The following is a 14,079-nucleotide window of genomic DNA, read 5'->3' as shown; positions in this document are numbered from 1 at the left end:
TCTCGATGATGGAACCGACCGCTCGTCTCGTTCAGCTTTCTGCCGCGCATCTGACCGGCATACGCCGCCGCGTCGGCGACTTCTCCGACCGGACCATCACCGAAGCCTGCGCCCTCGGGCTGGCGTACTGGGCGACGGGACGGAGCCCGGACGGCATCGGTCTCACCCCCGGCACCCTCTTCGCCGACGTCCTCGCGTGGGCCGCGGGCGGCGGCCCGAAGGCGGGCGGTTGGGAGATCGGGACGGACGGCCGGACCATCATCCTCCCGGCGGACGTCTTACCGGACGACGCGCGACGCGCGCTGGACGACCTGGCCGACTTCCCGGACCGGCCCATCGGCACCATCGGCCCGTCCAGCACAGCGGCGCGTCGGCGGGAACTGGCCAAGTGGAACGACACCGGAGCCGACCGGGTCCGCCCGACCCTCGTGGAGATGTTCCGCGAACAGGCGCGGGCCAGGCCGGACGCGGTCGCCGTCGTCGACGACCACCGGACGCTGACCTACCGTGAGACGGCCGAACTGGCCTCCCAGCTGGCCCACCATCTCGTCGAACGCGGGCTCACCGCCGAGCAGGTCGTCGGCGTCTGTCTCGAACGCTCCGCCGACATGGTGATCGGGCTGCTCGGCGTGCTCCAGGCCGGCTGCGCGTTCGTGCCGCTCGACCCGGGCTGGCCCGCCGCGCGCCGGGCCGTCGTCATCCAGGACGCCCGGGTCGCGGTGCAGCTCAACGCCTCGGGCGAGCACGCCGAGGGCGAACCGGAAGCCGTGGCCGTGGACCTCGGCGCCTGGCGGTTCGGATCCCACCCCGCCGACCGCGCCCCGGTCACCGGCCCCGGCGACGCGCTGGCCTACGTGATCTTCACCTCCGGTTCGACCGGGCGGCCCAAGGGCGCGATGATCCGGCACGAGGCGATCAGCGAGCGCCTGCTGTGGCAGGTCCACGAGATCCTGGGCTTCGGCCACGACGACGCGTCACTGTTCAAGGCCCCACTGTCCTTCGACATCTCCATCAACGAGATCTTCCTCCCGTTGGTGTCCGGTGCGAGGCTCGTGGTCCTGCGGCCCGGCGGCGAACGCGACCCGCACCACCTGCTGAGCGTGATCGCCGAGCAGCGCGTCACCTTCACCTACCTGGTGTCGTCCATGCTGGACGTGCTGCTGGAGATGGCCGGCGACTCGGGACACCTCGACAGCCTGCGCCATGTGTGGTGCGGCGGCGAGGTACTGACCCCGGAGCTCTACGAACGGTTCCGCACCCGGCTCGGCATCCCCATGTACCACGGGTACGGCCCCGCCGAGACGACGATCGGTGTCTCGCACGTCATCTACCGGGGCGCGGCCGAACGCCTGTCGACGTCGATCGGCAAGGCCAACCCCAACACGCAGTTGTACGTACTGGACGACGAGCTGCGCCCGGTCCCGGTCGGCGTCGGCGGCGAACTGTACGCCGGAGGCCTCCTCCTGGGACGCGGATACGTGAACGCGCCCGGCCTGACGGCGTCCCGGTTCGTGGCGAACCCCTTCGCGGACGACGGGTCCCGGTTGTACCGGACCGGTGACCTCGCCCGCTTCGCCCCCGACGGTTCGCTGGACTTCCTCGGCCGCGCCGACAACCAGGTCAAGATCCGCGGTATGCGCCTGGAGACCGAGGACGTCGAGGCCGGCCTGGCCGAACACCCGGGGGTGCGGCACACCTGCGTCGTCGCCAGGAAGAACACGGCCGGCGGCACCCACCTGGTCGGTTACGTGATCCCGTCCACCGGGAACGACGGCCTGCGGGCGGCCGACGTCAAGGCGTGGGCCGGCGAGCACATGGTGGAGTACATGGTGCCCGCCCACATCGTCGTGCTGAGGGAGTTCCCGCTCACCGCGAACGGCAAGATCGACCGCGAGGCGCTGCCGGAGCCCGTGATCGGGAGCGCCACGGCCGTTCCACCCGCCACCGAGAACGAACGCGCCGTGTGCGCGGCGGTCGCGGGGCTGCTGCGGCTGGACGAGACCGGCGTCGACCAGGACTTCTTCCAGCTCGGCGGAGACAGCATTCTGGCGATCTCACTCCTGGGCGCACTGCGGAACGCGGGACTCCACGTCACGGCACGGCAGATCTTCGGCCACAGCACCCTGGGTGCGCTGGCTGCCGTGGCGAGCCGGGAGGACACCTCCACCGTGGACCACCGCGACATCGAGTACGGCTCCGTCGTGGGATCGCCCGTCGTGCGGTGGCTCGGTGAGACCACGGACGCGATCGACGGATTCGTGCAGTCGGTGGTGCTGAACACCCCGGCGGACCTGACCCCCGGTGCCCTCGACGGCGTCCTCACCGCCGTGGTCCGGCAGCACCCCATGCTGCGCGCCAAACTGGTGCGCGGCGACCGCTGGAGCTTCGACATCCCGAAGGCGGGCGAAGCGGGCGAGGCGGTCCCGTACTGGCAGGAGAGCGACCGGCCGCTCGACGAGTGCGTCGCCCTCGCCACCGGCCTGCTGGACCCGACGGACGGCGTGATGCTGCGTGCCGTCTGGCGCCGCGAGGCACGGCAGCTGGTCGTCGTCGTCCACCACGTGGTGATCGACGGCGTGTCCTGGCGGGTACTGATGGAGGACCTGGCCACGGCATGGCGGCAGACCGCGATGGGTGTTCCGGTCGAACTGCCCCCGACGGGAACGTCGTTCCGGCGCTGGACGCAGTTGCTGGAGCGCGCCGCGTTCGACGCGGACGGTGCCTGCTTCCGGCGCCCCCTGCCGGGAACGGACGAGCCGCTGGGCCGGCGCGCCCCGACCGAGGCCGACACCGTCGCGCGGGAGCGGGTACGGACCGTCACGGTCGGCGCGGAGATCACGGCCGCGCTGCTGGGTGAGATCCCCGCGAAGTTCCACGCGGGCGTCAACGACGTGCTGCTGACCGCCCTCGCCGTCACCCTCGCCCGATGGCGCCGCGACCTCGGCCAGGACCAGACGTTCGCACACATCGAGCTCGAGGGCCACGGCCGTGAGGGACGGTTCGTGGCACCGTCCGCCGGTTTCGAGCCGGAACTGTCGCGGACCGTGGGCTGGTTCACCACCCTGTTCCCGGTGACCGTGGACCCCGGCGCGGCCCCCGACCCCACCGCGCCCGAGTACCTGACAGCCGCGCTCAAGGCGGTCAAGGAAGACCTCTCCCGGATCCCGGACAACGGGATCTCCTACGGCGCCCTGCGCTACCTGGCCCACACCGACTTCGACGCGCCCGCGCCCCAGGTGCTCTTCAACTACCTGGGCCGCTTCGACGCGGGCGTCCGCGAGGACTGGCAACTCGCGTACACCACGGGGCAGCTGGGCGAAAGGCGCGACCCGAGGATGCGTCTGCCGCGCGCCCTGGAGTTCAACGCGATCGCCGAACCCGCCCCGGCCACCGGCGCCCACGAGCTGGTCACCACCATCTCCTGGCCCGACGGCATGTTCACGGAGAAGGACATCGCGACGATCGAGTCCTACTACCGCGCGGCCCTCGCAGGGCTGGCCGCGCTCGACACGGGCGGCCACTCGCCCAGCGACTTCGCGCCGGTCCCGCTCACCCAGGCCGACGTCGACGCCCTGGACGGCCCGGCGCTGCGGGACATCCTGCCGCTCACCCCGCTGCAGGAGGGCCTGTACTTCCACTCGGTCTACGACGACGACTCGACGGGGAGCTACGTCGAGCAGCAGCTGCTGACGCTGGACGGCGAGGTCGACGCCGGCCGGCTCGCGGCGGCGGCCACCCGCCTGCTCACGCTCCACCCCAACCTGGCCGCACGCTTCACGGCCCTCGCCGACGGTCGTGTGGTCTCCGTGCTGGAGAACGGCGTGGAGGCGCCCTTCACCACGCTGGACCGCCCCGGCATCACCGACGACGAGATCAGGGTCTTCGCCGAACGGGACCGACGCACCGGGTTCGATCTGGCCACCGGCCCGCTGATGCGGTACACGCTCGTCCGAGGGGGCGCCGGCCGCAACGTCCTGGTGCAGACCGTGCACCACATCATCGCCGACGGCTGGTCGGTGCCGCGGATGCTGCGCACGCTGCTGACCGAGTACCACGCGCCGGGCACCGGGTACCCGCTCAGCGGCTTCCCCGACTACGTACGCCTCCTCGCCGGACGCGACGACGCCGCGAGCGACCGCGTGTGGCGCGACCAGCTCGCCGAGCTGCCCGGTCCCTCACTGGTCGCCCAGGGGCACACCCCCTCCGACCGGTTCGCCGACACGGCGGTGGACCCGGAACAGGACCTCGACAGGGCTGTCCGGTCGGCCGGCGTGCCCCTGAGCGTGGCCGTGCACAGCGCCTGGGCGGTGACGCTGGGCGGCATCCTGCACGGGACGGACGTGGTGTTCGGCTCCACCGTCTCCGGACGCGACGCGGATCTGCCCGGCATCGAGGACATGGTCGGCCTGTTCATCAACACGATCCCCGTGCGCGCCCGTTGGTCCCGGAACACCACCGCACGCGAACTGCTCGCCTCGGTCAGGGCGCACCAGAGCGCGGTGCTGCCGCACCAGCACGTCTCCCTGGCACGGATCGTCCGCCAGGCCGGCGCCGGCCCGCTGTTCGACACCCTGGTGGTGTTCGACGTGGCGACCGACCTGGCCGGCCTGCGACGGCCCGACGACACCCTGGTCGTCACCGGCATCGTGAACGAGGGCGCACCGCACTACCCGTTGACGCTGGTGGTCGAGCGCACGCCCGACGACCGCCCGCGCTTCAACCTGGTCTACGACGGCGAGCTGCTGCGCGAGGCGGGCGCCCGGGAGATCCTGGACACGTTCACCCGGACCCTGACCGCCCTGCTCACCCGCCCGGACGCCCCGGTCGACGCCCTGGCGTCCGAGGGGACCCGGCGCCCCGCGCCGAGCGCCCCGACGACCCTGAGTGAACTGTTCGACGCCGCCGCGCGCCGGGACCCGACCGCCACCGCCGTCACCCAGTGCGGACTGGACGGCGGCACCCGGTCCCTGACCTACGGCGAACTGGCGGACGCCAAGGAGAGGCTGGCCTCGGCCCTGCGCACGGCCGGCGTCGGGCCGGGCCGTCGGGTCGCCGTCGCGGTACCCCCTTCCGTCGAGCAGGTCACCGCCCTGGTCGCGGTCGTCGGCGCGGGAGGCGCCTACGTGCCGCTGGACCCCGCGTACCCCGACGAGCGACTGGAGTACATCCTCACCGACGCCGCTCCGCAGGTCGTCCTCGTGGCCCCGGACCAGCGCGACCGCTTCACCCGGCTACTCTCCAGAACGGGCATGCCGGCGGCCCGCGTCCTGGTGCAGGGGGACGAGCCGCCTTCAACCTCCACCGTCCCCGGGCCGGGAGCCGACCGGCACGACCCCGCGTACGTGATCTACACGTCCGGATCGACGGGCAGGCCCAAGGGCGTCGTCGTTCCGCACGCCGGTGTGGTGACGCTGCTCGCCGGCACCCGGCCGGACATGGACTTCGGCGCGGACGACGTCTGGGTCCAGTTCCACTCCTTCTCCTTCGACTTCGCGGTCTGGGAGTTGTGGGGCGCGCTGGCGCACGGCGGTGAGCTGCTGGTCCCCGAGTACGGGCTGACCCGCTCCCCGGTCGACTTCCACCGGCTCGTCCGCGAACGCGGGGTGACCGTGCTCAACCAGACCCCTTCGGCGTTCTACCAGTTCGCCGAGGCCGACCGGCAGGCCGGCCGGCCGCTCCCCGCACTGCGCCGGATCATCTTCGGCGGTGAGGCTCTGGACCTCGGCCGGCTGCGCGACTGGGTCGAGCGGCACGGCACCGGTTCCCCCGAGCTGGTCAACATGTACGGCATCACCGAGACCACCGTCCACGTCACCCACCGGGTGCTGACCGACGAGGACTTCGGTGCCGGCGAGACCACCAGTCCCATCGGCGGTCCGCTTCCCGGCCTGGTCACCCACCTGCTCGACGACCGGCTCCGGCCGGTGCCCCCGGGCCGGGTGGGCGCCATCTACGTCGCCGGCGACCAGGTGTCGCTCGGCTACCTGGGCCGGCCCGGGCTCACCGCGGGCCGCTTCGTGGCGAACCCGTTCGCGAACGACGGCTCCCGCATGTACCACACGGGCGACCTCGCCCGCCGCACACTCGACGACGAGCTGGAGTTCACCGGACGCGCCGACGACCAGGTGCAGCTCAAGGGCTTCCGTGTCGAACCCGGCGAGGTGGAGTCCGCGATCAGGGGACTCGACGGTGTCGTGGACGTGGCCGTCACCGTGGCCGGCACCGGCGACCACCTGGTCGCGCACGTCGTGGGCCACGTGCCCGACGACCTCACCGAGCAGCTGTCCACGAAGCTGCCGGCGCACATGGTGCCTGGCCGGGTGCGGGAGCTCGACGCACTGCCGCTGACGGTCAACGGCAAGCTGGACCGGCGGGCCCTGACCGAACGGGCGACGCACGACGCCACCGCGGTGGCCCCGGCCGACCACGTCCTCGCCGCGATCACCGGCATCTTCGCCGAGACCCTGCCCGGCTCCGAAGTGGACGGCGACACCGACTTCTTCAGGGCCGGCGGCGACAGCATCGTGGCCATCACCGTGATCAACCGGGCCAGGGCGCTCGGCCTGACGATCGCGCCACGGGACGTGTTCCTGCTCAGGACACCGCGTGCGCTCGCCCAGCACCTGGAGAGTCGGGGCGTAGCGGGCCCCGGCGCACCGCAGACCACGGGGAGCGCGGCCACGGCCCACGAGCCGGGGCCGCTGCCGCCGACGCCCGTCATCCTGCGCCAACGCGACCTGGGAGGCTCCCTCACCCGGTTCGCCCAGGCCAGGACGCTGCCGGCCCCCGAGGGCACCGGGTTCGCCGACGCCGAGCGCGCCGCGCGGGCCGTCGTGGCCGCACACCCGGCCCTGAGCCTGCGGCTGCGCGTCGAGCACCGGGTGTGGACCCTGCGCACCGAACCCGCCCGCGAGGTCACCGTCGTACGACCGGACGCGTCCGACGCGACGACGGCGGCGAACGAGGCCGCCGGGCGGCTCGACCCCGAGACCGGGGACGTCATCGCGTTCGCGTGGCTGGAGACGAGCAGGACCCTCGTGATCACCGCGCACCACCTCGCCGTCGACTCGGTCTCCTGGCTGATCCTCCTGGACGACCTGGCCACCGCGATGCGCCGCCTGCCCCTGGCACCGCCGACGACGCCCTACGCCGAGTACGCCCGGGCACTGACGCTCCACGCCACCCGCACGGCCGACGACCTGGACCACTGGATCACCACACTCCAGGCACCCGCGCCGCTGCCCTCGGCCGGCCCGCTGCGGGAGACCACGGCCGTGCTCCCGCCCGAAGTGACCGAACAGGTGACGCGCACCGCGCCCACCGCACTCGGCGTCGGCCTCACCGAACTGCTGTGCGGCGCGCTGCGCACCGCGCTCACCCACGTCCAGCCCTCGCCCACCGATCTCGCGATCGAGCTGGAGCGGCACGGCCGGGTCCCGGTCCTCGAACACCACGACTACACCCGCACGGTCGGCTGGTTCACCTCCATCGCGCCCGTACGGCTCACACCGCACACCGATCCCCTCGCGGCGGCGCGCGAGATCGCCGAACGCCAGCCGGACGAGCGCGCGCACGTCGCCTACGGCGGGCTCAGGTACCTCAACCCGCAGACGGCCCCGCTGCTGAGCGCCCGCCCCCAGGTGCTGTTCAACTACCTCGGCCGGGGCAGCGAGTCCCAGGCACCGCGCCTCGCCGGCGGCGACCAGGGCAGCCCGTACGCCGTGGAGGTCAACGCGTGGATCGACGCGTGCACCGGAAGCCTGCACGCTGCCTTCACCCTCGCCGAGGGCATCCCCGACGAGATCACCGAGCACTGGCTCGGCGCGCTGGAACGCGTCGCGGACGCCTCCGCGACGGCCGAGCGCACGGCACCGGTCACCCCGCTCCAACGGGGCCTGTACTTCCAGGCCCAGATGGCGGGCACGGCCGGACACTACGTCGCGCAGAGCTACTTCGCCTTCGAACGGCGCCTGGACACCGGCGCGTTGTCCGAGGCGATGGCGTACGTGATCGCACGGCACCCGGCCGCGGGCGCCGGCTTCACCACCGACGACGACGGAAACCCCGTCCAGGTCCTCGGCGCCGGCCGACGGGTCCACGTCCGCACGGTCGAACTCGCGTCGGACGCGGAAGTCGACACCCTGCGCGCCCGGGACCGCGCCACGGGCTTCGACCCGGACGAACCACCGCTCATCCGGCTCACCGTGGTGCGCCGGCCCGACGACCGCGACGGCCTGCTGCTCAGCCACCACCTGCTGCTGTGGGACGGCTGGTCGCGCGAGATCGTGCTCAGGGACCTCTTCGACGCCTATCGAACCGTCCTCGCGGGTGAGCCGCTGCCGGCGGCTGTCGCGGCCACGCCGGGCTTCGAGGAGCACGCCCGCGCACTCGACGCCAGGGACTCGGCGGTGTCGGAGCGCTTCTGGGCCGACCACCTGGCCGGTCTGACCGGCCCCACCCTGCTCGCCGGACCGGCGCCGTCCCTCTCCGACGACCTGCCACGCGCACTCGTCCACACGCTGTCCGGCACGCGGTCGGACCTGCTGAGGGAAGCGGCCAGGGCGCACGGCGTCACGCTGAACTCGGTGCTGACCGGAGCGTTCGGCCTCCTCCTCGGCGCCCGCACGGGCCGCGCCGACGCCGTGTTCGGTGTGACCGTCTCCGGCCGCGAGGGCGAGGGACTGTCCGGCATCGTCGGCGTACTGCTCAACACCGTGCCCATGTGGACGCGGGCACGACCTGACGACACGGTCCGCGCGTACCTGACGGCCGTGCAGGCGGCCAGGGTCGAGGCCATGGAGCACGAGCACCTCGGGCTCGGCGAGATCCAGCGGGCCGGCGGGCACGACACCCTGTTCGACAACCTGTTCGTGCTGCAGAACTTCCTCGACCTGGACGCCTTCGCCAAGATGAACGCCAGGCACGGCATCACCTCGGTACAGGCCGACGACTCCACCCACTACCCGTTCACCTGGGTCGTCACGCCCGGCGAACAGCTCACCGTCAAGCTGGAGTACCGCGACGGCGACACCGGGAACGCCCGTCGCCTCCTCGACGACTACCTGCGCGTACTCGACGACCTGGCCCGGTCGACCGGACCGGTGGGCGCGCTGCGGGGCCTGGGCCCCGAGCCCGGACCCGCCGAACGCGCCGACATCGGCACGGACACCGTCGTCGACCGCTTCGACCGGGCCGCCGACCGCGATCCGATGCGAGTCGCCCTCGTCGCCGACGGCTCGACCATGACCTTCGCCGGGCTCCGCGACCGCAGCCGCGCGGTGGCGGGTGTGCTGGCCCGCCGCGGCGTCGGGCCCGAGACGACCGTGGGCCTCGCGATCCCGCGCTCCCTCGACTCGATCGTGGCGCTGTTCGCCGTACTGCGCGTCGGCGCCGCGTACGTGCCGCTGGAGCTGGACCACCCGGACGAGCGGATCGCCGCGATCGTGGCGGACGCCCACCCGGACGTGATCCTCACCGTCAGCGCCGTCTCACCCCGGCTGACCGGCGACCTGATCGAGCTGGACCGCCCGCTCCCCGAGGCCGAGCCCTTCGTGACGTTCGCGCCGGACGACCCGGACCGGCTGCGGCACCCCGCGTACACGATCTACACCTCCGGATCGACCGGGAAGCCCAAGGGCGTGGTGACCGAGTACGCCGGACTCACCAACATGCTGGTCAACCACCAGCGGCGGATCTTCGAACCGGTGCTGGCGGAGCACGGCCACCGGACCTTCCGGATCGCGCACACCGTGTCGTTCGCGTTCGACATGTCCTGGGAGGAGCTGCTGTGGCTCGCCGACGGCCACGAGGTGCACATCTGCGACGAGGAGCTGCGCCGTGACGCGCCCCGCCTGGTCGAGTACTGCCGCGCGCACGGGATCGACGTGATCAACGTGACCCCGACCTACGCGGGGCAACTGGTGGCCGAGGGTCTGCTCGACGACCCGGCACACCGGCCCGCGCTGGTGCTGCTGGGCGGCGAGGCCGTCACCCCGGCGCTGTGGCGGCGGCTCGCCGAGACCGAGGGGACGGCCGGCTACAACCTGTACGGCCCGACCGAGTACACCATCAACACCCTCGGCGTCGGCACCTTCGAGTGCCAGGACCCGGTCGTGGGCGTCCCGATCGACAACACGGACGTGTACGTGCTGGATCCGTGGCTGAGGCCGCTGCCCGACGGGGTCCCCGGCGAGCTGTACGTGTCGGGCATCGGCATCGCGCGAGGCTACCTCGGACAGACCGCGCAGACCGCGCACCGCTTCGTCGCGTGCCCGTTCGGCGCACCCGGCGAGCGCATGTACCGCACCGGGGACCTGGTGGTCCGGCGGCCCGACGGGAACCTGGCGTACCTGGGCCGCACCGACCAGCAGGTCAAGATCAGAGGGCACCGGGTCGAACCGGGCGAGGTCGAGGCCGCTTTCGCGGCGCACCCGGCGGTGCGGTTCGTCGCCGCGGTCGCCCAGCCCGACCCGCGGGTCGAGGGGGCCCACCGGCTGGCCGCCTATCTCGTGCTGGACGGCGCCGACCTGGCGGCGGTCGCGGCCGAAGTGGGTGCCGCGCTGCCGGACTTCCTGCGCCCCACGCACTACGCCCGGGTCGACGGCATCCCGCTGACCGTGAACGGGAAGGCCGACACCAAGGCGTTGCCGGAGGCCAGGCCGCTGGGCGCGCTGACCACGGCGGGGGAGCGGAGCCCGCGGAGCGGGACCGAGACCGTGGTGTGCGAGTTCTTCGCCGAGGCACTGGACCTGGACGACGACGAGGTGAGCGCGGTGAGCGACTTCGTCTCCCTCGGAGGGCACTCCATGCTGGCGGTGCGGCTGACCGGACTGCTCCGCCGGGAGTACGGTCCTGTGATCACGATCCGCGATCTGTTGACCCTGCGAACCCCGGAAGCGATTGCCCGCCATCTCGATGACAACTCCTGACTCGCAGCGGCCCCGTCCGGGGTCCGACATCCTCCGTACCGCCCTGCGCCGCAACGTCGGCGCCATGGTCTGGGGCACCGTGCTCATGGGCCTGTACCAGGCCGGTGAGACCGCCTTCCCGATCGCCCTCGGGCTGATCGTCGAACACACCATGCGGGACCGGAGCCCCGAGGCCCTCGGCGTCTCGGTCGCAGCGCTGGCCGTGATCATCACGACCGTGTCGCTGTCGTGGCGGTTCGGCATGCGCGTCCTGCAGGACGCCAACACGACCGAGGCGCACCGCTGGCGGGTGCGGGTCGCGGCCTGCGGGCTCCAGCCGGTGGCCCGGGACGTCGGCCTCAGGTCCGGCGAGGTGCTGACCATCGCCACCGAGGACGCCGATCAGACCGCCGACATCATCGAGGTGGTGCCGTTGCTGATCAGCTCGCTGGTCGCGGTGGTGATCGCGGCCCTCGCGCTGGGCCTGGCCGACGTCCGGCTCGGACTGCTGGTGATCGTGGGAACCGTCGCGATCCTGTCGGTCCTGAGCGTGATGTCCAAACGGATCGGCTCCAGCACCCGCGAACAGCAGGCCCGGGTGGCACGGGCGGGAGCGAAGGTCGCCGACCTGATCATCGGCCTGCGTCCGCTGCACGGCTTCGGCGGCAACAACGCGGCGTTCCGGTCCTACCGGAGGGTCAGCACGGAGGCGAAGCGGCAGGCGGTCACGGTCGCCAGGGTGAACGGTGTGTACGAGGGCACCGCACTGGCCCTCAACGCGGTCCTCGCCGCCGCCGTGACCCTGACGGCGGGCTGGCTGGCGTTCGGCGGGCAGATCGACATCGGTGAACTCGTCATGGCCGTGGGCCTCGCGCAGTTCATCATGGAACCGCTCAAGCTCTTCTCCGAGATGCCGAAGTACGTGATGATCGCGCGCGCGTCGGCCGAGCGGATGGCGCTGGTCCTGACCGCGCCGCCGGTGACGGCCCCGGGGCCGGAGCGGCCGGCCGCGGGCGGCGGCCTCGAGGTCGACTGCGTCCGGTACGGGGCGCTGCGCAAGGTGCGGTTCCGGGTGTCCGCCGGCGAGTTCGTGGCGATCGCCGCCTACCAGCCGCGCGCGGCGGCCGACCTCGCGTCGGTCCTGGCGCTGAATGTCCCGCCCCACGCGTACGACGGGGTGGTGCGGGTCGGCGGCCGGGCCCTCGCGGACCTGTCGATCGAGGCGGCTCGCGAGCACCTGCTGGTGAACCCGTACGACGGGGAGATCTTCGCAGGCACCCTCCGCACGAACATCGACCCCTCGGGCACCAGCCGGACGCTGTCCGAGGCCGTGGAGGCGTCCATGCTGACGGACGTCGTCGCCCTGCACCGCGAAGGACTCGACTACGCCGTACGCGACCGCGGCGCGAACCTCTCCGGGGGCCAGCGCCAACGGCTGTCCCTGGCCCGCGCCCTCGCCGCCGACACCGACGTCCTCGTCCTGCGCGATCCGACGACGGCCGTCGACGCGGTCACCGAACAGCTCGTCGCGCGCAACATCGCGAAGCTGCGCCGGGGCCGCACCACCCTCGTGATCACCAGCAGCCCGGCCCTCCTGGACGCCGCCGACCGGGTCCTCGTCCTGGACGACGGCGTCATCACGGCCGAGGACACGCACCGCAACCTCCTCGCCACCGACGAGGCCTACTGCCTGGCCGTGACCCGGTGACCCGGCGGTCAGTCCCTACCGAGTGCCCAGGCGACGTCCCTGAGCAGGGCGTGCCGCCAGCCCGCCCGGTCATGGTCCGACGCCGACCGGGACACCCGCACGGTGGCACCCGCCTGTTGGGCCAGCGTCTCCACCAGGCCGCAGTGGGGGAGCATCCGCGTCTCGTGTTCCCCCACGTCGAACGCGACCCGGAGACCGGACAGATCGGGCCGCCCGCGCAGGCGCGCGGCGAGGGCGCCGCCCACCGGCCCGCCCAACGGGTCGGTGAGGTCCGCGGTGCCGGGCGTCCACCACAACGACGCGGACTGCACGGCGACGCGTGACACCAGCTCCGGGAACTCCAGCGCCGCGTACAGGGCGCTCAGCCCGCCCAGGCTCTGCCCGGCGACCACCAGCCGGTCCCGGTCGGCGGTCACGCCGGACTCGGCCACCAGCGGCAGCAGTTCGTCCCGGACCGCCTCCCACAGTCCGGGCCGGCACCCGAACTCGGCCTTCCTGTCCCGGGCGGGAAGGAAGACGAGTGTGACCGGGGGCATCGCACCACTGGCGACGGCCGAGTCGAACGCGACCATCGCCGGGTGCAGGTACAGCCAGTCGTCCCCGTCGAGCAGCAGGACCACCGGTCCACCGCCGCCCGCCGGGTGGACCCGCACGGTACGCCGCCCGCCGAGCCGCTCGCTGCTCCAGCGGAGCCGGTGTCGGGGCAGGGGCAGTACGACGTCGGTGCCGGCGCCGACGAGGGGCCAGTGCGGCTGGGCCGGGGCGTCCGGGGTCGCGGCGATGGACCGGTCACCGCCCGCACCGACCGGGTTCAACGGGTCCGCGTACGCCGCGTCACCCACCAGGAACTGGTAGGTGACCCGCAGCCGCGCCGGCATCCGCACCTCGGCGTACCAGCAGTCCGTGTCGCCCCACCGCCGCAGGGGCACCGGCCGCGACCAGCTCTCGAAGCCGACGCTCGCCGCCTCGGACCCCCGCCGCAGGAACAGGGTCGTCCAGCCGTCACCGTCGGGGACCGGCGCGGGGGCCTTGGCAGTCGCCCAGAAGGCCTCGGTACCGGGCGCTCCGGACAGCCCGAAGGCGGCGAAGGTGTCGTTCCCCGACCTCATGTACGTCTCCTTGTGGAGCGGAAAGCGAGAAGGCTAAGCTCAATCACAATTAGGCGAGCCTAACCTAACTTTTTCGGAGGCGCCGCGTATGAGCACCAACCCCTTCGACGACACCGACGGCCGTTTCCGCGTCCTCGTGAACGACGAGGGCCAGCACTCGCTCTGGCCGTCCTTCGCGGAGGTGCCCGGGGGATGGAGGACCGTCTTCGAGGAGAACACCCGGGACGCCTGCCTGGAGTACGTCGAGTCCAACTGGACCGATCTGCGCCCCCGTTCCCTCGCCGAGTCCATGGACACCTGACGTCCGTCGCTCCGCACCAGGCGGACGAACGCCGTCCGTACCGGCTGGTCGCTG

The 14,079-nt window shown here is 72.6% G+C and carries 4 protein-coding genes; 3 read left to right on the top strand and 1 reads right to left on the bottom strand.

The window, feature by feature from the left end; translation table 11 throughout:
- Positions 1-5: 5 nt before the first annotated feature.
- Positions 6-10,928, top strand: a complete 10,923-nt coding sequence (locus tag QC283_RS09530) for a non-ribosomal peptide synthetase (RefSeq protein WP_279560956.1) — start codon at positions 6-8, stop codon at positions 10,926-10,928.
- Positions 10,915-12,615: an ABC transporter ATP-binding protein gene (locus QC283_RS09525; protein WP_279560955.1), complete on the top strand. Its 1,701-nt coding sequence runs from the start codon at positions 10,915-10,917 to the stop codon at positions 12,613-12,615. Before QC283_RS09530 ends, QC283_RS09525 begins: the two co-directional genes overlap by 14 nt.
- Positions 12,616-12,623: 8 nt before the next feature.
- On the opposite strand, the gene QC283_RS09520 is transcribed toward QC283_RS09525, so the two are convergent.
- Positions 12,624-13,724 (bottom strand): alpha/beta hydrolase-fold protein, encoded by a 1,101-nt coding sequence (locus QC283_RS09520; protein WP_279560954.1) that lies wholly within the window; start codon positions 13,722-13,724, stop codon positions 12,624-12,626.
- An 88-nt stretch (positions 13,725-13,812) separates the two neighbouring features.
- Between QC283_RS09520 and QC283_RS09515 the strand changes: the two genes are divergently transcribed.
- Positions 13,813-14,025, top strand: coding sequence for an MbtH family protein (locus QC283_RS09515; RefSeq protein ID WP_279560953.1), 213 nt, complete (start codon positions 13,813-13,815; stop codon positions 14,023-14,025).
- Positions 14,026-14,079: the final 54 nt, after the last annotated feature.

Source organism: Streptomyces sp. DH41, from assembly GCF_029813785.1.
Taxonomy (GTDB): domain Bacteria; phylum Actinomycetota; class Actinomycetes; order Streptomycetales; family Streptomycetaceae; genus Streptomyces.
This window is presented reverse-complemented; position numbering and strand designations above follow the sequence as displayed.

Bases quoted from the DNA above. Each gene is read 5' to 3' on its own strand.
- QC283_RS09530 (WP_279560956.1), top strand. From the start codon at position 6: ATGATGGAACCGACCGCTCGTCTCGTTCAGCTTTCTGCCGCGCATCTG.
- QC283_RS09525 (WP_279560955.1), top strand. From the start codon at position 10,915: ATGACAACTCCTGACTCGCAGCGGCCCCGTCCGGGGTCCGACATCCTC.
- QC283_RS09520 (WP_279560954.1), bottom strand. From the start codon at position 13,724: ATGAGGTCGGGGAACGACACCTTCGCCGCCTTCGGGCTGTCCGGAGCG.
- QC283_RS09515 (WP_279560953.1), top strand. From the start codon at position 13,813: ATGAGCACCAACCCCTTCGACGACACCGACGGCCGTTTCCGCGTCCTC.